This window comes from Burkholderia lata, from assembly GCF_000012945.1.
Lineage (GTDB): Bacteria > Pseudomonadota > Gammaproteobacteria > Burkholderiales > Burkholderiaceae > Burkholderia > Burkholderia lata.
The window spans coordinates 1,373,223-1,395,069 of record NC_007509.1; the positions used below are offsets into that span (position 1 = coordinate 1,373,223).

Below are 21,847 nucleotides of genomic sequence, written 5' to 3' on the forward strand. Positions count from 1 at the left end.
ACGGCCCCAATATGCACGCAGTGCGCCGTTTCGCGAAGCCGGATTTCCCGAACCCCGTCTTCGAACCTGCCTGACCTGCCGAGCGGCCCTGCCGGACGGCTATCGTCTGACCATTCGATCGCGACCGCCGCACGCGCCCGCGGCGACAACCTTACAGCTTGACCATCGCCGGCACGCCGCCTAAATTGCTTCAAACGGGCTGGCCGAACCGCGAGCGACGTGTCATCAGGGTGACAAAAACGATAGTTTGCTATCGAATTAATTTGCCCCTATCATCTCGCCCATGACCAATCTGCACGACCTCCGCCTGGCCGTCAGCAGCCTTCTCGTGCTGTCCGCGCGCAAGTGGCGCCGCACCAGTGACGGCGTGCTGACCGCGTACAACGTGTCCGAGGCCTGCGCGACGCCGCTGCTGATCGCCGGGCGCCTCGGCGAAGGCGTGCGGCAGGGCACGCTCGCCGAATACGTCGGCATCGAAGGGCCATCGCTCGTGCGCCTGCTCGACCAGCTGTGCGCGGCCGGCCTCGCACGCCGCGACGAGGATCCGCACGACCGCCGCGCGAAAACGATCTCGCTGACAGCCGCCGGCCGCGCGGTCACCGCGACGATGGAGGAAGACCTGCGCGTGCTGCGCGCGCAGGTGCTCAAGGGTGTCACGCGCGCCGACCTCGAAGCGACGCTGCGCGTGCTCGACGCATTCAATGCATCCGAGTCGCACACGCCCGCCGCGCGCGCATCCCACACCGGCAACGCCACGTCATGACCTATCCGAGCCTTCGCGACTGGCTGTTCTCGGGCAAGACGTTCGCCGCGTCGATGCTGGCGCTGTACCTCGGCCTGTATTTCCAGTTGCCGCGCCCGTACTGGGCGATGGCAAGCGTCTACATCGTGTCGAACCCGTTCGTCGGCGCGACGCGCTCGAAGGCGCTGTATCGCGCGCTCGGCACCGCGCTCGGCGCGGCCGCCGCGATCTTCTTCGTGCCGCCGTTCGTCGAGACGCCGCTGCTGTTCGCGATCATCGTCGCCACCTGGTGCGGCACGCTGCTCTACCTCGCGATCTCCGACCGAACCGCACGCAGCTACGTGTTCATGCTCGCCGGCTACACGATGCCGCTGGTCGCATTGCCGACCGTGACCGATCCGTCCACCGTGTTCGACGTCGCGATCGCACGTACCGAGGAGATCGTGCTCGGTATCGTGTGCGCGAGCGTGGTCGGCAGCGCGATCTTCCCGAACCGGCTCGCGCCGACGCTGATCGAGCGCACCGATGCGTGGTTCAAGGACGCCGCGTTCTACGGCCGCGAGACGCTGTCCGGGCACATCGCCGGCAAGGCGCTGTCGGCATGCCGGCAACGCCTCGCGGCGACCATCACGGGCCTCGAATTCCTGCTGAGCCAGCTGAGCTACGACCATGCGCACCCGCGCATCCTCGCCCGCGCGCAGGCGCTCGCGGGCCGCATGCAGCTGTTCCTGCCGCTGATGTCGTCGCTCGCCGATCCGTTGATCGCGCTGATGCGCGACCTGCACATCCGCCCGGCCGGGCTCGACGAGCTGCTGGCCGATGCCGCGAAATGGTTCGACGCGCCGCTGCCGGCCGTCAAGGCCGGCACCGACGGCGACATGACCGACGACCCGGTCGCGCAACGCCTGCGCGAACGCATCGCCGCGCTGCAGCCGGCCGACGATGCGCTCGCGAGCTGGGACGGCGCGCTGCTGTCGAACGCGCTGTGGCGGCTGCGCCAGGTCATCGACATCTGGCAGGACTGCCGCTCGCTGCGCGCGCTGATCGGCAACGAAGCGGGCGTCTGGCAGCCGCGCTACCGGCACTGGCGGCTCGGCGGCACCGAACGCTTCTTCGATCGCGGGATGATGCTGTTCTCGACGCTGACCGTCGTCGCCGCGATCGTGTTCGCGAGCTGGATGTGGATCGCGTCCGGCTGGCACGACGGGGCCGGCGCCGTCACGCTCGTGGCCGTGTCGTGCAGCTTCTTCGCCGCGCTCGACGAGCCGGCGCCGCTGGTGTTCAAGTTCTTCCTCGCGACGACCGCGAGCGTCGTGTTCGCCGGCCTGTACCTGTTCGTCGTGCTGCCGCACGTGCACGATTTCGCGATGCTCGTCGTGATGTTCGCGGGCCCGTTCATCCTGATCGGCACGCTGCTGCCGCGCCCGCAGTTCAACATGGTGACGATGCTCGTCGCCGTGAACACGGCCACCTTCATCAGCATCCAGGGTGCGTACGACGCCGACTTCTTCGTGTTCCTGAACAGTAACCTCGCGGGCGTCGCCGGGTTGCTGTTCGCGTATGTATGGACGCGTGCGACGCGGCCGTTCGGCGCGGAACTCGCGGTGCGGCGCCTGCTGCGCTCCGGTTGGGAGGATGTCGCACGCTCCGCGTCGACGCAGCCGCTCGACGACCAGCGCAACCACGCATCGCGGATGCTCGATCGCGTCACGCAGCTGCTGCCGCGCCTCGGCGCGTCCGACGACCACCGCCACCCGTCGATCGAAAGCTTCCGCGACCTGCGTATCGCGCTGAATGCGCTCGACCTGCGCCGCTCGCGCCGCCGGCTGTCGGGCGACGTGCCCGATGCCATCGACCGCGTGCTGGCCGGCGTGACCGACCACTACGAACGCTGCGCCGCCGCGAACGCGCGCCAGCCGGCACCGCCCGCGCTGCTCGCGACGATCGACGACGCACTGCAACGCGTCGCCGGCCGCAACCTGCCGGGCGCCGCACCGGCCGACAACGGCACGACGCCCGCTGCGCCGGCCACGCCCGCCACGCATCGCCGGCTGCGCGACACACTGCATGCGCTCGTCGGCCTGCGCCTGTCGCTGTATCCGGCCGCGGCCGGGCAGCCGCCGCGGGCGCCGGACGGAGCACGCGCATGATCCCGCTTTCCCAATCGTCTTTCCGACCGCGACCATGATCGGCGAAATCGACATCTTCGGCGTATTCGTGCCGGCCCCGCTCGTGCTGATGCTGATCGCCTACCTGATCAACATCGTCGTGCGCGCCGTGCTCGAGCGCGTCGGCTTCTACCGCCTCGTCTGGCACCGTTCGATCTTCGACCTCGGCATCTACGTATTCGTGTTTGCCGCCGTCGTGATCGTTTCCCACCATCTCGTGGCTACCTAACGTGAAAAAAACCTGGCTCTCGGCAGGGCAAATCCTGCTCACCCTGATCGTCGTCGTCGTGGCTGCCATCGTGCTGTGGCGCATCGTCAACTACTACATGTTCTCGCCGTGGACCCGCGACGGTCACGTACGCGCCGACGTGATCCAGGTGGCGCCGGACGTGGCCGGCCTCATCACGTCGGTGCAGGTCGCCGACAACCAGGAGGTCAAGCGCGGCCAGGTGCTGTTCGTGATCGACCAGGCCCGTTACACGCTCGCGGAGCGGCTCGCCGAAGCCACGCTCGCGCAGCGCCGCGCAACGCTCGCGCAGGCGAAGCGCGAGTACGCGCGCAACCTGCAGCTCGGCAACCTGGTCGCGAGCGAACAGGTCGAGGAAAGCCGCACGCGCGTCGAACAGGGCGAAGCCGCCGTCGCCGATGCGCAGGTGTCGCTCGACACCGCGAAGCTGAACCTGCAGCGCACGACGATCGTCAGTCCCGTAGACGGCTACCTGAACGACCGCGCGCCGCGCGTCGGCGAATACGTGGCGGCCGGCCGCGCGCTGCTGTCGGTCGTCGATCGCAATTCGTTCCGCGTCGACGGCTACTTCGAGGAAACCAAGCTGCGCGGCATCCACATCGGCCAGCCGGTCGACATCATCGTGATGGGTGAACCGCGTGCGCTGCGCGGCCACGTGCAGAGCATCGTCGCCGCAATCGAGGATCGCGACCGCACGCAGGGTGCGAACCTGCTGCCGAACGTGAACCCGGCATTCAGCTGGGTGCGGCTCGCGCAGCGCGTGCCGGTGCGCGTCGTGCTCGACGAAGTGCCCGACGATTTCCGGATGATCGCGGGCCGTACCGCGACCGTGTCGATGCGCGAAGCCGACACGCGCCGCAAAGACAACGCGAAGGCGGCAGCCGGCGCATCGTCGGTGGTCACGCCGGTATCGACGGCTTCCGGCACCGCTGCCAGCGCAGCAGGAGCATCGCAATGAAGCGGCACGGTCTGCGCCTCGCCGCGACGCTCGCGCCGCTTGCGCTCGCACTCGGCGCGTGCAAGTCCGTCGGCCCCGATTACACGCTGCCGCAGCAGGCGTACGTGAATGCGCCGCTCGCGAACCATGCGCTCGACGACGCAAACGGCACGCTCGTGTCGCGCGACGCCGTGCCCGGCAACTGGTGGCAACTCTACGACGACCCTGTGCTCAACGGGCTCGTGCGCGATGCACTGAAGTCGAACACCGACCTGCGCGTCGCCGCGGCCAACCTCGCACGCTCGCGCGCGGCGCTGGAAGTCGCGAGCCAGCAAGGCGGCTTTTCCGGCGGCGCGGAAGCCGCCGTGCAGCGCGCCCAGGAATCGGCCGAGCAATACCTGCTCGAGAACAAGCTGCCGGTCGTCAACGAAGGCACGGTCGGCATCAACGTGTCGTACGAGATCGACCTGTTCGGCAAGCTGCGGCGCGGCGTCGAAGCCGCGCGCGCCGACAGCGAGGCAGTCAGGGCCGCGGGCGACCTGGCGCGCATCACGGTCGTCGCCGACGTCGTGCGTGCTTACGTCGAATCGTGCTCGGCCGGCGACGAGCTGGCCGTCGCGAAGCAGTCGCTCGCGCTGCAAAAACAGCGCGTCGCGCTGTCGCAGCGGCTGCGCGACGCCGGCCGCGGCAACCAGACCGACGTGACGCGCGGCGTGACGCAGGTGCGCACCCTCGCCGCCGATATCCCGCGCTTCGAAGGGCGCCGCAAGGTCGCGCAATACCAGCTCGCCGCGCTGCTCGCGCGCTCGCCGGCCGACCTGCCGAAAGCCGTCGCCGAATGCGAGCACCTGCCGAAGCTGCGCCAGCCGATTCCGATCGGCGACGGCGCCGCGCTGCTGCGCCGCCGCCCCGACGTGCGCGCAGCCGAACGGCAACTCGCGGCCGCGACCGCGCGGATCGGCGTCGCGACCGCCGCGCTGTACCCGTCGATCAGCATCGGCGCGTCGGCGGGCTCGGTCGGGGTCGCCGCCGACCTGTTCTCGTCCACGACGAATCGCTGGTCGTTCGGCCCGCTGATCAGCTGGTCGTTCCCCGTCAACGGCCAGCGTGCGCGTGTGCGCGAGGCCGAAGCCGCGACGGGGGGTGCGCTCGCGCACTTCGACGGCGTCGTGCTGAACGCACTGCGCGAAACGCAGTCGAGCCTCGCGACCTATGCGGCCGACGTGCAGCGCACGGAAGCGCTGCGCACGGCGTATGAATCGGCACGCAATTCCGCCGACGAAACGCATCGTCTCTATCTGGCCGGCCGCGAATCGTTCATCTCCGATCTCGATGCGACGCGCACGCTGACGAGCGTGCAGGCGCAAGTGGCGGCAGCCGAAGGCCAGGTCGCGACCGACCAGGTGCGGCTCTTCCTCGCGCTCGGCGGCGGCTGGGAATCCGAGGGAACGGTCGCCACACCGGATGCCCGTCCCGACGCCACGCGGGCTGCCGCGACGCCCGCGAAAAGCGAGTAATCACGGCGGCGTTATCACCTTCAGTACATAACGCATGCCTGGCGAAACACCCGGTGGTGGCGGGTTTTCCTGATTCGCACCATAGCATCGGAAGGACGACGAACATCCCCGTTGACGGTAAACTGGCTGATGCATTTCCATTCATCTTTCGCCGCTGAACCCGCAGCGGCATCCACACGGAGATCCATCATGCGAACCAGCGCCCGCAACCACTTCGCCGGCCAGGTCAGCGCCGTCAAGACCGGTGCCGTCAACGACGAAATCACGCTCCGCACGCAGGACGGCCTCGACATCGTCGCCGTAATCACCCACGGCAGCGCGGCTTCGCTGGGCCTCGCGGCCGGCACGAAGGCGTTTGCACTCGTGAAGGCGTCGTCGGTCATCGTGATGGTCGACGTCGACAGCAGCAAGGTGTCGGCCCGCAACTGCGTCGCGGGCACCGTCTCGTCGGTCGCGAAAGGCGCGGTCAATTCGGAAGTCGTGATCAAGGCCGCGGGCGGCGCCGAGATCGTCGCGATCGTCACCAACGACAGCGTTGATCGCCTCGGTCTCGCGAGCGGCACGGCTGCATCCGCGATCTTCAAGGCATCGAGCGTAATCGTCGGCGTCGAGTGAACGCGTGACGATCGCGATGGCGATCCGTTCGGCACGGCGCATTCACGCGAATCGCGCCGTGCGGCTGTCGGTCGGATGCACGCGATGACAGCCGCGTTCGATCACGCTCGGCAACAGGCGCTGCAATCGTTGCTGTCCGCAGCGGCCGGCGCCGACACGCCCGACGCACGCCTGTTCGGCGCACTCGTTGCGGCACGCGCGCGCCGCAATGAACTCAAGCTGCTCGGCCTGTCTCATCCGCAACTGACTGGCCTGCTGGCACGGCAGTTTCCGCGCCTGCCCGCGGCCGATGTCGCGGCACTCATGCCGACGGTCGCGATGGTACTGCTGCCATCCACCCACGCGACGTTCGTCGAGACGCTGCACGCACGGCTGATGGGCGACGCGAATCCCGCCGCCAACCGCGACGACGCCGGCTGTCTCGCGTCGATCATCGCGCATGCCTGCCTGCGCCCCGATCATCTGTGGCGCGATCTCGGGCTGGACCGGCGCGACGCGGTATCCGCGATGCTCGATCGCTATTTCCCCGCGCTTGCCGCGCGCAACGTCGCTCACGTGCGCTGGAAGAAATTCCTCGCACAGGAAGTGGCCGCCTCGCTCGATGCGCCGCCGGGCCCCGCCCCCGGGTGCCCGGGCTGCGAGGATTTCGACTTCTGCTTTCCTCACGCGCGATAACCCGCGACAACCAGCACGGCTGGCCCGGTCTACCCATTCGATCCGTCGCATCGCCATCCGGAGAAACCGCCTTGACCGACATTGCGAGCCCCAACCTGCCGTCACGCGATTTCGAGGTCACGTCCCGCTTCTACGCAAAGCTCGGGTTCGCTGAAACCTGGCGCGACGACGGCTGGATGATCCTCAAGCGCGGCAACCTGTTGCTGGAATTCTTTCCGCACCCCGAACTCGATCCCGCGACGAGTTGGTTCAGTTGCTGCTTCCGGCTCGCGGATGTCGGCACGTTCTTCGACGACGTGCTCGCAGCCGGCATTCCGGAGCAGGCAACCGGCTGGCCACGCGCGCACCGGCCGACACGCGAAGCCTGGGGCGGCACCGTCGGCGCACTGATCGACCCTGACGGCTCGCTGATCCGGTTGATCCAGACCGAAGACTAGGCTCGCAGCCGCTGTTGCGTCCGCGATCGGGCGGCGCTGCAAACAGATGCGCGCGCGATGCGGCGCACGTCCCATAAATGGCCACCTTGTGATCCGTATAGTTCGCCGTTCATGACGCGATCAATGCCGGTGCCGGTGATGAATGTCCGGAAAATGTGCATGGGTGTGCGTGATCGGCAGATGCACATGCGGATGCGAGTGCGGTTCGTTGCCGTCGTACGCAAAATCGTGCGCATGCTGGTGATGTTCGTCGTGCCGATGCCGATGCGTGTGCTCGAGCGGCTCGTGCGTGTGCGTGTGTTCATGCCGTTCGCGAACGTGCAGCCAGATGCCGAGCGCCATCAGCGCGGCTGCGATCCAGAACGTCGCGGGCGGCAGCGCGGGCCAGATCAGCAGCGACAGCACGACGCCGAACAGCGGCGCGACCGAGAAATACGCGCCCGTGCGCGCACTGCCGAGATGACGCAGTGCGACGACGAACAGCACGAGGCTGATCCCGTAGCCGCCGAGCCCCGTCAGCATCGCGGCAGCCGTGACCGGGACCGCCGGCAGCGTTGCGCCGGTCGCCAGCGCGATGCCGATGTTCACGGGTCCGGCGATCAGCCCCTTCGTACACGCGATGACCATCGCGTCGTTTGCGGCCACCTTGCGGGTCAGGTTGTTGTCGACCGCCCAGCACAGGCATGCGCCGACGATCAGCAACGCGCCGGCCGGCACGCCGGCTCGGCCCGGCGTCCACGACAGCAGCGTACCGCCGGCGACGATCGCGACCATCCCGAGGAACACCTGCGAATCCACGTTCTCGCGAAACACGACCCACGCGATGACGGCCGTCAGCACGCCCTCGAGATTGAGCAGCAACGCGCTCGTCGCGGCCGGCGTGCTCGACAGCCCGAGCATCAGCAAAGCCGGGCCGGCCACTCCGCCTGCCGCAATCGCACCGGCCAGCCAAGGCAGGTCTGCACGCTGCAGTGGCGCGGCGTCTGCGATCGGCGCATGGCGGTTGCGCAGGCGACGAAGCAGGATCCCGATACCGAGCCCGACGCCGCTGCCGAGATAGAACAGGCCGGCGACCATGAACGGCGACATCGCGCCGATCAGCGCCTTGGCGAGCGGTGTCGCGGCGCCGAACAGCGCGGCCGCAGTGAGCGCGACGAGAATTGCGGAATGTCTCGAGTGCATGATCCGGTTTGAATTGACGTTGAAAGGCGCCGACCGTGGCAGCAGGTCGGATCGCAGCGGGCTTTTCTTACCTTTCGAAACGCAAGCTGCATTGCAGCCGGCCAGTTTGCACGCGCGAACCGACGGCCGCGCCGGGATTATCGCGCGTCATCATGTCACGATGACCGGACGCGATCGTCCACGCGACAGTCGGTGGCTCCGGCATGCCTCTATTTTAGGAAAACGAATTAATTGAATGAAGCGTTGCCGCATTCCGGACAGGCGTATCGTCCACGCGCAAGCGACACGGTCGAAACAACGCGCATGTGGCGCCGATCGGCGAACTTTCGTCGTCCGGTCGCGTGGTCTGTTCGAGGCGGAATGGGTAAAGGCCCGGCACGTCGAGCACCGGTGGGAGCAGTGCTGACCTGCCTCGGTCGAGGCAGGTCAGTCTGTCGTGTCATGCACCGCAGGCGATGTGCATGCGGATCGCGCCGTGCGGTAGGCAGCGGCGCGGTGCCGGTTACTCGTTTCCGGCCGTTTGCTGCTCGACCTGCGGCGCTGCGTCGGCTTGCGCTTCCACGTTTGCCGGTTGCGGCTCGGCGGCGGCCTCGGCTTGCTGCTCGGCCTTCGGCTGCTGCTGCGCGCCCTTGGCCGATTGCCCCGCGCCCTTGCCGGGGCGGCGAGCCTTCAGCCGGCGCGCCCGCGCTGCGTCGTCATGCGTGACGCGCCCCGCTTCGTTGCCCTGCAGATCGACCCGCACGGCGTCTTCGACGAGGCACGACCAGTAACGGTTGCCACGGCACCACGTCGACATCGCTTCGCGCAGTTCGGCTTCGTTGAGCCCGACGGCCTGTGCTTCACGTGCGAGGTCGTCCCAGATACCGACCTTGAGCGGCACTTTGGGGGCCGGATTCTTCGGGAACGCACTCGGAAACTTACGCTGCAGTTTGCCGATCGCAACGATGACCGGATCGACCGGCGCCGACGGCTTCGCCGAAGCAGGCTTCGCGCGATGCGGTGCTTTGCCGCCGGCCGCAGCCGGCTTGGCGCCACGCTGCGGCTGGTCGCCGGACTTCGGCTTCGCGCCGGTGTCCGCCGGCGCTGCCGGCCGCTTCGCGTTGCGCTCCTGCTTGGCCTTCGCTGCGAGCTGCGCCCGCAATTCGGCAAGTTGTTCAAAACCCATAAATTCAATCCACCAGGAATATAAGGTGTGGTTCGTGCGGCCATGCCGCGCGGCGCAAAAGCTTCGCCGCCGTGCGTGCGACCCGTCTGCCGCCGATGCGGAACACTACGGGGCCGCATCGCGCACGCCACTCTGTTTTCGGGCACCCGGCCACGATGCCGGACAAGGCAGGAGTGGAAGTATACCGGTACGCGCGGCGGCCGGTTGACTCACTGGTCTGCATTGGCCCGATTCGGGGTACCGGAAATGCGTCCATGCGGTCGTGTTGCGCATTATATGGATACGCTTCCGGATGTCACGCCGTTCATCCTCGACAACGGAAATCGGGGCCATCTTGCGCGCCGCGATTGCCCCGGCGGCACGGATCGACGCCCGACACCGGGCACGGGGTATTCCGCCGCGAGACGTCGAATGCGATCCCGCCGCATCGGTACGTCGCGGGCCCCGCTGCGATTCCGCATTCCGGACAGCTGCGCCGGCTGCGTGCACATCAACGATCACGTCGATGGATCGGCGCAAGTGCCGTGCCCACTCCATGACATCGGTGCCCGCACCTGACTCGTTGCGTCCGCATCGATCCCGTGGCGCACGAAGAGGCCGGAAAGTGCGTAGTATGGCCGAATCGATGTCGTCGGCCGCGTACCTCGGCCCGTTTCGCCGCGCCCGCGGCGAGCCGCCGACATCCCGCTTGCCTGCCAAAAGAACGAACCGGTTGTACGAAACGGAGCAGATACATGGTTCCCCCACACGACATCCCGCACGACGGCATCACGCGCGAGGAGATTCACCATCGGCAGATCGACATGCGCGGCTATCGGCGCAGCGACGGCCAGTTCGAAGTAACGGCCTGCCTCGCCGATCGCAAGACCTTCGATTTCACGCCGCCGGGCGGCACGCGAACGGTCGCTGCGCTGTCGCCGATCCACGACCTCGGCGTGACGCTGGTCTTCGACGCCGACATGATCGTCCGCGCCGTCTCCACGTTCCTCCGGTCGCATCCGTATGCGCAGTGCCCGGGCGGTGGCGACTCGTTGCAGGCACTCGTCGGACTGAGCATCGGCGCGGGCTGGAACAGCGAGATTCGCAAGCGCCTGCCGTCCTGCGATACGTGCACGCACCTGAAGGAATTGCTCGGCCCGATCGCCACCACGGCCTATCAGACGATGGTCGGCATGCGCAAGTCATCGCTCGACGAGCGCGATAGCGAGGGAAAACCGCTCAAGATCGACAGTTGCCATGCCTATGGCGCATCGCGCGAACTCGTGAAACGTCTTTGGCCCGAATATCACCAGCCTTCGGAGACGGCAAAGGGCAGCTGAGGGCCGTGCATTTGGCCAGCCCCGTGCCCGCAGGATCGGTGCTGCTCGAGAACGCGCGCGTAGCGTGCACAAACGTGCGTTGACCGGTCGTCGCAATCGCGGCGCCAGCGATCAAAAGACACCCAGTGCAAGCCCCGCGGCAAGACCGGCGCCCAATTCGGCGCAGCGCGCGAGATCGTCGCCATCGATCGTCTTCGCCGCGAGGATGCGTTCCGGTGTCTGCGCATGCGTACAGACGATCAGGCCCGGTGCCACGTTCTTCAGCCGCCATCCGGTCGCGATCCGGTCGATCTGGCGCAACGCGTTTTGCCCATCGCTTCCCGCGCAGATCATCACCGCATACGGTCGGCCGTTCACGCGATCGAGCGCCGCGTAGTAGCAGCGGTCGAAGAAATCCTTCATCAGCCCGGACATTGCCGCGAGATTCTCCGGCGTTGCGAACAGATAGGCGTCGGCGGCCAGCACGTCGTCCGCGCTCGTCGCATCCGCGCGCTGCAGCCTGACGTCGACGCCGGTTTGCTCGCGCGCAGCGCCGGCGGCCGCTTCGACCATCTGTTGCGTGCCGCCGGTCATCGTGTGATAGACGATCAACAGCGTCTTCATTCGTCGTTACTCACATTCGGTTTCAGGTGCGCTGACGGTATCGCCGATTTCCGCTGAATGGCTAGAGATCAGAAGCGGCTGTTCCGCGTTCGCTTCCGCAGATCGGCCGGCGTGCCGGCTCGTCGTTGCGAGGCACGCAGCGATGATGCGCGTTGCGCCAGGTTCGATTCGCGCAAATTCGACCGGATCCACGATCAGTCCCGATCAGTCCGTTACCGCACGCGATGCGTCGGTGTGTCCCGGTCGCGCGTAGTAAGCGAGAAACATGTCGGCAGCGGATTCCGCGACTTTTTGTTGCTCCGGCTCCGCGAGCGGCGGCTGGCCCATCGTGACCTGCGGCCAGAACGCGAATGCCTTCACGACACCGTGCAACTGATGCGCGGCAAACACCGGATCGGTGACGGACAGGCGTCCGGCCGCCGCGGCTGTCCGCACCCAGACCGTCATGTCTTCCTCGCGCTCACCGAGGCGCTCGACCATGTCACGCGCACGTTCCGGCGAATGGATGGCCGCACCGATCGCGACGCGTGCGAGCGACAGAAATGCCTCGTCGCCGAGCAAGCGCATTTTGCGATCCAGCAACGCGAGCAATTGCTCGCGCAGCGGCACATCGGCACGATAGGTTGGTGAACTGCCGGTCTGGGTCGCATCCCACAATTTTTGCAGGATCGCGGCGAACAACGTTTCCTTTCCCGGGAAATGGTTATAGACCGTGCGCTTCGACACGTCCGCACGCGCGGCGATGCGGTCCATGCTGGTCGCGTCGTAACCCGACGCGAGAAATTCCTCGATGGCCGCGTCGACGATGGCCGCGCGCTTTCGATCGGTCAGACGTTGAGGGGGAGTAGGGGTATCCATCCAGAAATTTTACACCGGGTAGTTTACTTATCCCAGAAATAAACTACACTGTTTAGTGTACTTTATCCTCCGGACGAACCGACATGGCATCGCCTCTCGTTTTGATTCATCGCATTCTGGGTTTTACGGCCGCCCGACGCGGCCGCTCGCTGTCTGGCGGCTCGCCGCAGCACAATGGCGAGCGCTTCAGCAATGTCGCGCCTCGTCCGGTCGAGGGGTTGAGCAAGACGCTCGGGATCGCCTGGAACATGCTGTTCAACAAGCCGCGCAATACCGTGCCTGCGGGGGCACTGCCCGTCGATTCGCTGACGCGCGCGGAACTCGATGCGGCCCCCGATCGCAGCCTGTACCGGCTTGGGCATTCGACGCTGCTGCTCAAGCTGCGCGGCGAATTCTGGCTGACCGATCCCGTATTTGCCGAGCGCGCGTCGCCGTTCCGGCGCGTCGGTCCGAAGCGTTTCCATGCGCCGCCGATCGCGCTCGAAGATCTTCCGCCGCTGCGCGGCGTGATCCTGTCGCACGATCACTACGATCATCTCGACCGCGACACGGTGCTCGCGCTCGCCGCAACCACCGGTGTGTTCGTGACCACGCTGGGTGTCGGCGACCGCCTGATCGAGTGGGGCATCGACGCGAAGAAAGTCCGTCAGCTCGACTGGTGGCAGAGCGTCGACGTGGCCGGCCTGACGCTGACCGCGACACCTGCCCAGCACTTTTCCGGGCGCAGCCTGTTCGACGGCAACAGCACGTTGTGGGCATCCTGGGTCATCGTCGACGACGACTTGCGCGTGTTCTTCAGCGGCGACACCGGCTACTTCGACGGCTTCCGGACGATCGGCGAGCGACTCGGGCCGTTCGATGTCACGCTGATCGAGACAGGCGCATACGACGCGCAATGGCCGTACGTACACATGCAGCCGGAAGAAACCGTCCAGGCGCACATCGATTTGCGCGGCCGCTGGCTGGTCCCGATCCACAACGGCACGTTCGATCTCGCGATGCATCGCTGGCAGGAACCATTCGAGCGCGTCACGGCGCTGGCGATCGTGCGAGGCGTCGAACTGTCGACGCCCAGGATGGGCGAGCGGCTCGCACTCGACGAGCCGCATCGCGGCGAACGGTGGTGGCGCACGGTCGACGAGCGCGTGACGTCCGTTGCCACGAAATCGCGCCGCTGGTCGCTTTGCGCGTCGCAGGCGACGAAGTAGATCCACCTGTCGTTGCACTTTTTTCCCCGGAGCGCGGCAATGCCGCGACTCCGGCAGGCGCGTTGCCGGCGTACCCGCACGTCGACGGGCTGTCTGTAGACCCGCTTACCTGAGTAGAGAAGTCATGCATCCGGCACCCGTCCGATACGCACCCGGCCAACCAGTCGAAGACGCCACCTTCGCCGCATTCAACCCAGCAGCCTGCCGATCGACGAGCCATAGCCGAGAGAACGACCTGCGGCTGACGCTCGCAGAGCGCGTCGCGAGATGGACGGAAAGCACCGACCACCTCGCCACGGCCATTCCGAACCTGAGCCTCCATCGAAGGGAGGCGACAACGCAGCCGATGGACTGCCTGGTCGAGCCGAGCTTCGGTCTCGTCGTTCAAGGCACGAAGCGGCTTATTCAGAGCGGCGATGTGTATCTCTGCGACGCCAACCGCTTTCTGATCACGTCGCTCGACTTGCCTGGTTCGACGCAGGTCATCGAAGCCAGCCGCGACAGGCCGTTTCTCGGAATCGGGCTCAAGCTTGATTTTCGCGTGATGGCCGAACTGATGGCGCAGGTCGCACCGGAGCACGAGGAAGCCCCCGCAGGCCGCGGCCTCGTCGTCGGCGATATGAACGAACCGCTCTACGACGCGGTGAACCGGTTGCTGGCGTTGCTGGATGACCCTAACGCCATTGCAGTTCTTGCACCGTACGTCGAGCGAGAAATCTACTACCGGCTGCTGACGAGCGACCAGGGTGCCCGGCTGCGTCAGATTGCATCCGCCGGCAGTCAGGGCAACCGCGTGTCGCGGGCGATCCAGTGGTTGCGGACCCATTACGACGAGTCGCTGCGGGTCGACGATCTGGCGGCGCAGGTGCAAATGAGCAGCTCGACTTTCCACCACCACTTCCGCCAGCTCACCGGCATGAGTCCGCTGCAGTACCAGAAATGGATACGGCTCAACGAAGCACGTCGACTGATGCTGTCCGAGCGGCTCGACGCCGCGTCGGCATCGTTCAGGGTCGGATATGCGAGCCCGACTCAGTTCAATCGCGAATACAGCCGGTTGTTCGGAAATTCTCCGCGGAGAGATATCGATAGCCTGCGGAGCGGAGCGGATGTTGTTCTGTCTGTTGCCTCGACGTATTGAGTGCGGAGACGGTACCGGAGATGCAGGATGCTGCGGTTGGCGGTATCCGCAGAATGATTGGATCGCCGCCGCACTCGTGGAGGGGCGATCCGATTGAGCCAGACGAACGCAGCGGGATGCGCGCTTGTTGCCAACTTCTGATTGATTGCCCGGCAACCGTCTGCGAATTTCAATTTAAGTATCGAGCGGTGCTTCGGCGGCTCGCGACGTTGGACCAGCCCCCGAACTCACAAGCATCCATCGGCCAAAGACAAGTCGTCTCATACCGTCCTCATGAACTGATGAGGACTTTGCCCGCTCCTCAACCAAGTCGTCCTTCTGTCTTCCAGATGCTCCGGCCTCTAACGCTCCATTGCCGCGAGTCTTGCGCCACGGTGCAATCCAATGATTTGCTCGGCCAGCGTGTGCGTTGTCACGTGACAACTCGGGCTGATAGTTCGGCGCAGCACATCTCATGAAAGGCTTGGCAATGTGTCCGTAACGCATCGGATTCGCCTCAGCTCGATCCACCTACGGCATCAGATCGACTCGAGAAATTTCATTTACTACGAATTACGTATCAAAAAATACATATCACGATGTATTTGTACCTCCCTCGGAGGGCCGAACGCGAAATGATCATGCCCCCCTATTTACAGGGATCATCTCGTCGATTTCGCGTGAAACAACATGAAGAATATCGCGCAACCCATTGCCAGATAAGGATTTCCACGGACACCGAATTTCTCGGAAATGTTTCACGATCCGACCCGTTTGAGTTGCCAAGTGGTCTTCAACTGCGAGGATTGTCGTAAATCGGAGCCTCACATCCATAATTGTCACGCGGAAGCTCCCTGCTGCACGGGTCGTAACTCGGGTGTGCGCGTGGCAAAGCCCATACCCTCCCCTGCCGACCAAAGAATGCGATGGAGTTGATTTGAATGCTCCATATAAATGGGGCCATATCAAAGCCATCCGTTACGTACATTCGTGGGTGCAGTCCACCAAACCGAGTGGCGCCTTTTCGCTGACACCTGAATGCGAATAGCCAGCGATGAGGCCCGTAGGATCTGCAGGCCACCTGACGATCCAGACTCTTCGATATAGATGTCTCCCGCCCCGTATGCAGTGCAACGCGCCACTTTCACACGCAAAGCCCTGATGCAACGCGCCAGTTGTCACGTGACAACTCCTCAGCCAACTCACCCAGGGGATTGCAATTCGCGACGAGCCACCGGTTGCGAATCTCTTCTGTAGCGATCACCTTGCTCACGATCTATGGAGTCCGATCACAACTCCTCCTGAAGGGCGATTCCGAACTGACGTTGCCTTTCGCTCTGAATCGATTGTCACGTGACAACTCACCGCACGAGAGATAGTCACACCGAGTCAAAAAGCGGAATTCGGGTCTCGAAATGATCTCGCCATAGCCGGAAGTACGATCGAATCAAAGATTTCCTGGCGCCGGATTACGTAGCGAAGGAGCAAACCCCTGCCATTTGTCACGTGACAACCAAGTATTCGGGTGACCCTCGCGGAATTAACTAACTGGAACTGCGACGAGTTCTATCAGGAACACCGCGAGATCAGGCAGCCCGTCGCCATTCTCTCCGCAGCCATCGACATCGAAATCCGTCGATTTTTCTTTCGATCTTCGTACGTATTTTTCAATCGTGATCGTCGATTTTATTTTTACTCGATCGCTAGTCGCGACTGATTCGTTGGCCATTCGGCCCACTTGTCACGTGACAACCACATCAATCACCAAGACATAGATCACGTCGAAGTCTTTTTCTGGACATCTCGGCAATAACTGCATATATTACGCAAAACTCCGTGGAGGAATTTAATGGCTTTCAAGATCGCCGTCAGCAATCAAAAAGGTGGGACTGGAAAGACAACCATCTCCGTCAATATCGCCGCTGCGTTCGAAGCCGGCGGCAACAAGGTCGCCCTGATCGATGCCGACCCTCAAGGCACATCCGTCCGGTGGGTAACGAGCGGCGAGAACACGCTGCCGATGACGGTTCTTTCTCTGGCCCCTGCCGGTCGTGGCATCGGCGGCGAGATCAAAAAACAGGACGCGAACTTCGACGTGATCGTTGTCGACTGTCCTGGCAACCTCGAAGACCCGCGAATTGCATCCGTACTCGAGGTCGCCGACTTCTGCCTCGTGCCGCTGTCGCCGTCGCCGGCCGATCTCTACAGCACCGTTGCGATGATCCGCATGATCGAGTCGATGCGGTCAGTCCGTAACCCTAATCTTTCTTCCGCATTAATGCTGAATAGCGTTAATGGAAAAACTAAAATGCGTGAAGAAATTTTAAAAATTCTAAGAGCTGAAGAAATAGGGGAGCATCTGCTCGACAGCCAGATCGCGCAGCGCGAGGTCTACCGTCAGACGTTTGCGCTCGGCACCACGATCCATCACCACAATCGATATCTGAAGGGCCTGAAAGAAGCCCGGGCGGAAATCGAAAAGCTGGTTACGGAAATGGCCCAATACATCGCGTCGACGCGCGCTACCGGAGCCGCTCATGGCTAAGGACACATCGAAAGACAAGAAGCCGACCGGCAACCTGCATCTCGCAGCCGGCCTGCTGCGTGGGCTCGCGCAGGAGAATGCGGCACTCGAAACGCGGCTGCCCGAACCGGCGGCCGCACCGAATGCCGCCGGTGAGACGGCAACCGCCAGCGCCCCGGCCGAAGCCACGCCCGCCGGCACGCCGGACCTTGGCGCGCCTCAGAAGGTATCGGTCAAGGATTGCATTCCGAACCCGTTCAACCCGCGCGTGTTCTACTCGGAGTCGAGCCTGCACGAGCTCGCCCTGACGCTGAAACGGGAAGGGCAGATCGAGCCGATCAAGGTTACGCGGCTCCCGGAGTTTCCCGGCAAGCTCGTGGTGATCGACGGGCAACGCCGGCTCCGCGCGACGAGCATCAACGGCGACGAAACCATCAACGCCACGTTCCGCACGGATCACACGCCGGAGCAGCTCTACACGATCGCGTATCGCGCGAACCACGACCACGAACGCCAGACGATCTTCGACGACGCGGTCGCGTGGAAGCGTCTCCTCGACGAGAAGGTCTTTTCCGACCAGAACACGCTGGCGGAAAAGATCGGCAAGGACAAGGCATCGATCAGCAAGACGCTGTCGCTCAACGCACTCCCGAACACACTCCTGGAACGGATGGCGAGCGCGAACGACGTGGTCGGCCTGCAGGCGGCGTACTTCCTGAAGCTGATCTTCGAACGCCTGGGCGAGCCGACTGCCGACCGGCTGTTGACGGCCGTGATCGACCGGAAGAAATCGGTTCGTGATCTGGAGAATTTCCTGCGTGCGCAAAGCGACGGCAGCAAGAAAGCGGGACGTACGCGTTACAGCGTCCGCCACGACTTCGCGCTCGAATCGCGCGCGATCGGCCAGTTGAAAACCTATCCGGACGGACGTCTGGATCTGCAGCTCAAGGGGGTCGACGCATCGCACCAGGAGGCGCTCGCCGACAAGCTCAAGACCGTCATCGACACGTACGTTGCCGAACTGGCAACGGCTACGCAACAGTAACGCGCGTAAAGCAGAAGGCCTCGCATCCGCGATGCATCGCGAAGCCGGACAGCAATGTCCGGCGCGCGACGCACACCCGGCTGCGAGGCCTTGTTCAGTTGCCTGCGAGACTGCTTTTCAGCAGGAATTCCAGCAAGTCGTCCGAGGTCGGTTCGCCCCACGTATCCAGCGCGAGCCATCGGAAGAAGCTGGTCTGCGCGAGCTTGCTCGCCTTCTTCTTCGGCGACAGCGTCAGGTCCTTCGAGCCTGCCACCGTCTCGTTGTAACGTTCGATCAGCTTGGTCTGGTCGTCGATCTCCAGTTCACGGAAATACGCGCCGGCTTCTTCGACCTTCGCCGCCAGATATTTGTCGCGAATCTGTTCCTGCTTGCTCTGCGCGGATTCCTTCGCCGGGGCGGCCGCCTCCGATCCCTGCCCGTCGGACAGCGTGTAGCCGTGCGTCAGCGCCTTGCGGAAATATGCGGCCACGTTGTCGACCGGGGCCGCATTCTTCTTCGTAGTCCGATTGAGCGTATAGGCAATCGCCGCCTTGATGCGCTGCACGCCGTATTGCGTAATCAGCCGGCGTGCTTCCGAACGCGGGATGCCGAACTTGGCAACCTCCTCGACCAGCGCTTCGTTCTTGACGTCGCCGTCCTCCACCGTATCGGTGCTCTGCTTGCGCGTCACCTTGAACTGAACGGCCTCCACACTCCGGCCGGACTTGTGTTCAATCAACTCGAGCGTGTGATCCGAAACTTCGTTCACCTCCTGAATACACGGCACCAGGACCTTGCTCTTGAACAGCTTGTATTCCTTGTACGACTGCGACGCCTTGTCCTGGCCGAGAATGAGGTCACGAAATTTCGGTAGCGGGATCTTCGCCGTGATGCCGATCCCCTCGTAGCGCACCGTGTTTTCCCACAACGCGAGCGAGTGCGACCGCCGGAACTCGCGGGCGATCCGCATATCGATCAGGGCGTATATCTCGGGGTTGAGCAACTCGCTGCGAATCTGGTCGGAGAAGCTGTACTTCAGCACCGATTGCTCGAGCTCCGCGCCGGCGAGCAGGCCCGACGCTTTCCAGACTGTCGACCGGTCCGCGGCCAGATAGTCCCAGTTGACGACGGTACTGATCAGCGAGTTGACCGTGTCCTTCACGTACTTCGTGTTGTTGCTGTTCAACCCGCTCTCGTGCGAAAGCGACGCAAGCGAGATCGAGAAGCTCGTCCGGCCTGGCTCGAACGCCTCCTGTCGAAGCGCGTTCTTGATCAGCGAGCTGAACATCTTGCGCTGCTGCAGACCGATCTTTCCGGACTTCGGCGCGATATGAATCGCCTGGACCGCCTTGCGCAGCAAGTCGGGAGGCTCGGGTGTCTGAAACAGTGAAACCTGTTTGTCTGAGCCTTTGCTTGCGGGCTTGCGCGGCATCGTAATGTCCGGATAAGGTGACCTTGTTGAGAGCGGACTTTATACCTTTTCGCATCGAGGAGCAACGCCCTTGTTCCGGCTTTACTTGCACTCTCGCGGCTAACCTATAGATACAAAAGGGAAATTTACAATCGGACGATCTGTGCGGAACCCCATATCCATCTACCTTTCGACAAAAATGCTTCCCACAAGCCGCTACCTTTCATACCCGGACACGGAAACCCGGCATGAGAATTGCCCTTGGCAAGGTAACCATCCATGGGAGGCAAACGTGCAGAATCGAGATCGTTAGGCAAATTCGTGGTGCTCTGCAGCACAGACCGGTTTTCTTCCCATAACTTGCTACCTTTGCCGATTCCCACAGGAGGGTACCTTTCGACCGGCTTCGGTTGCCTTGGCTGCGCGGATTTTAGCCCTGAAGACCGACATCGCTCCCATAACCGGCAACCTATTGTTTTCCCCATAGATGGTTACCTGTGGGTGCCATCGATCCTGTCCATGGGAACCAGCCACCGGGAATCGTGGAGAAATGCTGTCGAGCCGCCCCAAAAGCTACCCATAACCCGCTACCTTTGAGGCGCCCCATAACCGGCTACCAGAGAAAAATCACTGTGCGACCCAACGCTCACGAATCAAAAAAAGCGCCCCATAAAAGGCTACCTACGCGTATTCCCATAGATGACTACCCAACGCGTTCTCAGGCCGATTTCCCATAACCGGGTACGCTTGCCCCATATCCACAACCCAGATTCCCCACAACGCGGTACCCCAAAACCCAAATCCACAGACCTTAACTCCCAAGCCCTTACACCTGTGCTCCCATAAATGGGTACCGAACACCCATCAAACCCTTACCAGATAAGGCTGTGAGCCGTCTAAAAGTAGTTAAAGAAGTAAACGTTGTTAACAAAAGATGTAAACACACGTGCGCTTCCACAGAAAGACGAACCCCATAAACCGCTACCAATGGGAGCCATCTATGGTGATGCCGGCACCTCAAACCGTCGATTCAAGCCTGGAAACATTGACTTGGCGCCCGGTTCTACACAGGCTCCAGGCTCGACAAGGCTTCCAGAAGAGGTGAGTACACACTCACATCGGCTGAAACGTAGAAACCTATGGGAGAAAAACGGGAAGAAAGTCCCGTTTCCGGGCACAGGTTCCCATTTATGGGATCGAAAAACCGGCTCCGTGACCTCTCTGGCGCCTGTAACCGACCGACAAAGCGGACCAATGATCCGGAAACACGAATCTCTTTGGTTTCGTTCACAGCAGTTTGAAATCATCCGGGACAGCAGGCGAAGGGTTTTTTGCACTCGTGCTTCCCTGTCCGTGGACAAGTTTTTCCGATTGGCCGCCCGCGCCTCTCGTCAAATTTAGCCTGTGGGCTGTGTACAGAGGAAATCGATGCCGTTCGTTTTACTGCCCCGGTGGTCTTCCAACTTTCTACCTTTGGCGTCACCAACCGAAGTTCAACGCTGTGCATCCGGAGCACAAGGAGAGGTCCGGGAACGGCTTCCTGCAGATCAGCTGGGCCCCGGTACGCTGTCAGCACGCATCGCCGGCTCCTGGGTCGATCCAATGCACGTCGCGAACCAACGTGAAGATGCGGGCGACCACGAAGCTCACCGGAATCGAATTCGAGCGATGATCCCGAACATTCTCACCTTCCGACAGTTCCGAATCCCGTAAAAGCTCACCAGCCAGACGAGGCCACAGGAATTGACATGCTGTGCGGGGAGCGACACCCCCCTGGATTCCGGGCGACCAAAACCGCAGAATGAAAAACCTGTGATTCGCGGACGTTGCGCGGTGCGTTCCTGAGCAGATTCGGACGGATCACAAGTGTTGCCGCGACATCACAACCCTACGTGTCACGATCGCCGGACGAGCGTGCCGACATCGGTGCGGCGCCGTCGGCGTAGCCGTGAAACGATTCTCCCGGATGTCTTCACCGCACGCTACGTGTCGACGACCTTTCGTCATACGGACCGCGGGATCACAGGACCACGCGGCGACGAGTGTTACCGCTCAGGTAAAGCTCGGCATCACAGTGCCGCGATTGGTTGCCGGG

Annotated in this window: 18 protein-coding genes; 13 read left to right on the plus strand and 5 right to left on the minus strand. The window is 63.5% G+C overall.

Annotation, left to right across the window (positions count from 1 at the left end):
• Nucleotides 1–283 precede the first annotated feature (283 nt).
• The 8 genes from BCEP18194_RS05855 (at nt 284) to BCEP18194_RS05890 (ending at nt 7,338) form a co-directional block, all read left to right on the plus strand.
• Entirely contained in the window at nt 284–763 is a 480-nt protein-coding gene (locus BCEP18194_RS05855) for a MarR family winged helix-turn-helix transcriptional regulator (RefSeq protein WP_011350407.1), read from the plus strand.
• Nucleotides 760–2,892 carry an FUSC family protein gene (locus BCEP18194_RS05860; protein WP_011350408.1) on the plus strand — a complete coding sequence of 711 codons (2,133 nt, stop codon included), beginning with the start codon at nt 760–762 and terminating at the stop codon, nt 2,890–2,892. The genes BCEP18194_RS05855 and BCEP18194_RS05860 overlap by 4 nt, the downstream gene beginning before the upstream one ends.
• Nucleotides 2,893–2,926: 34 nt before the next feature.
• Nucleotides 2,927–3,139 carry a DUF1656 domain-containing protein gene (locus tag BCEP18194_RS05865; RefSeq protein ID WP_011350409.1) on the plus strand — a complete coding sequence of 71 codons (213 nt, stop codon included), beginning with the start codon at nt 2,927–2,929 and terminating at the stop codon, nt 3,137–3,139.
• A 1-nt stretch (nt 3,140) separates the two neighbouring features.
• Nucleotides 3,141–4,115 carry an efflux RND transporter periplasmic adaptor subunit gene (locus tag BCEP18194_RS05870; protein ID WP_011350410.1) on the plus strand — a complete coding sequence of 325 codons (975 nt, stop codon included), beginning with the start codon at nt 3,141–3,143 and terminating at the stop codon, nt 4,113–4,115.
• The gene (locus BCEP18194_RS05875; protein WP_011350411.1) at nt 4,112–5,611 is read left to right on the plus strand and encodes an efflux transporter outer membrane subunit; all 1,500 of its coding nucleotides are present in this window, start codon (nt 4,112–4,114) and stop codon (nt 5,609–5,611) included. The genes BCEP18194_RS05870 and BCEP18194_RS05875 overlap by 4 nt, the downstream gene beginning before the upstream one ends.
• A 189-nt stretch (nt 5,612–5,800) precedes the next feature.
• A complete protein-coding gene (locus BCEP18194_RS05880) occupies nt 5,801–6,226 on the plus strand; it encodes a TOBE domain-containing protein (RefSeq protein WP_011350412.1) in 426 nt (141 codons plus the stop codon).
• A gap of 84 nt (nt 6,227–6,310) precedes the next feature.
• Nucleotides 6,311–6,901 carry a nitrogen fixation protein NifQ gene (locus BCEP18194_RS05885; protein WP_041492697.1) on the plus strand — a complete coding sequence of 197 codons (591 nt, stop codon included), beginning with the start codon at nt 6,311–6,313 and terminating at the stop codon, nt 6,899–6,901.
• 71 nt (nt 6,902–6,972) lie between these two features.
• On the plus strand, nt 6,973–7,338 hold the full coding sequence (locus tag BCEP18194_RS05890; RefSeq protein WP_011350414.1) for a bleomycin resistance protein: 366 nt from the start codon (nt 6,973–6,975) through the stop codon (nt 7,336–7,338).
• Nucleotides 7,339–7,458: 120 nt separating this feature from the next.
• Here BCEP18194_RS05890 and BCEP18194_RS05895 read toward each other — a convergent pair whose 3' ends face one another.
• Nucleotides 7,459–8,520, minus strand: coding sequence for a DMT family transporter (locus BCEP18194_RS05895; RefSeq protein ID WP_011350415.1), 1,062 nt, complete (start codon nt 8,518–8,520; stop codon nt 7,459–7,461).
• A 502-nt stretch (nt 8,521–9,022) separates the two neighbouring features.
• Nucleotides 9,023–9,685, minus strand: a complete 663-nt coding sequence (locus tag BCEP18194_RS05900; RefSeq protein ID WP_011350416.1) for a ProQ/FinO family protein — start codon at nt 9,683–9,685, stop codon at nt 9,023–9,025.
• Between the two features lie 734 nt (nt 9,686–10,419).
• Between BCEP18194_RS05900 and BCEP18194_RS05905 the strand changes: the two genes are divergently transcribed.
• Nucleotides 10,420–11,004, plus strand: a complete 585-nt coding sequence (locus BCEP18194_RS05905) for a DUF2889 domain-containing protein (protein ID WP_011350418.1) — start codon at nt 10,420–10,422, stop codon at nt 11,002–11,004.
• 111 nt (nt 11,005–11,115) lie between these two features.
• Here BCEP18194_RS05905 and BCEP18194_RS05910 read toward each other — a convergent pair whose 3' ends face one another.
• Both BCEP18194_RS05910 and BCEP18194_RS05915 read right to left on the minus strand, forming a co-directional pair.
• Nucleotides 11,116–11,607 carry a flavodoxin family protein gene (locus BCEP18194_RS05910; RefSeq protein WP_011350419.1) on the minus strand — a complete coding sequence of 164 codons (492 nt, stop codon included), beginning with the start codon at nt 11,605–11,607 and terminating at the stop codon, nt 11,116–11,118.
• Between the two features lie 204 nt (nt 11,608–11,811).
• Nucleotides 11,812–12,465, minus strand: coding sequence for a TetR/AcrR family transcriptional regulator (locus BCEP18194_RS05915; RefSeq protein WP_011350420.1), 654 nt, complete (start codon nt 12,463–12,465; stop codon nt 11,812–11,814).
• 83 nt (nt 12,466–12,548) lie between these two features.
• Between BCEP18194_RS05915 and BCEP18194_RS05920 the strand changes: the two genes are divergently transcribed.
• The 4 genes from BCEP18194_RS05920 (at nt 12,549) to BCEP18194_RS05935 (ending at nt 18,362) form a co-directional block, all read left to right on the plus strand.
• On the plus strand, nt 12,549–13,673 hold the full coding sequence (locus tag BCEP18194_RS05920; protein WP_011350421.1) for an MBL fold metallo-hydrolase: 1,125 nt from the start codon (nt 12,549–12,551) through the stop codon (nt 13,671–13,673).
• Nucleotides 13,674–13,797: 124 nt separating this feature from the next.
• On the plus strand, nt 13,798–14,814 hold the full coding sequence (locus tag BCEP18194_RS05925) for an AraC family transcriptional regulator (protein ID WP_011350422.1): 1,017 nt from the start codon (nt 13,798–13,800) through the stop codon (nt 14,812–14,814).
• 1,828 nt (nt 14,815–16,642) lie between these two features.
• A complete protein-coding gene (locus tag BCEP18194_RS05930; protein WP_011350423.1) occupies nt 16,643–17,338 on the plus strand; it encodes a ParA family protein in 696 nt (231 codons plus the stop codon).
• Nucleotides 17,331–18,362, plus strand: a complete 1,032-nt coding sequence (locus tag BCEP18194_RS05935) for a ParB/RepB/Spo0J family partition protein (protein ID WP_011350424.1) — start codon at nt 17,331–17,333, stop codon at nt 18,360–18,362. Before BCEP18194_RS05930 ends, BCEP18194_RS05935 begins: the two co-directional genes overlap by 8 nt.
• Before the next feature lie 94 nt (nt 18,363–18,456).
• Here the strand turns inward: BCEP18194_RS05935 and BCEP18194_RS05940 are convergent, their stop codons facing one another.
• Nucleotides 18,457–19,773, minus strand: coding sequence for a replication initiation protein (locus BCEP18194_RS05940; protein ID WP_011350425.1), 1,317 nt, complete (start codon nt 19,771–19,773; stop codon nt 18,457–18,459).
• Nucleotides 19,774–21,847 lie beyond the last annotated feature (2,074 nt).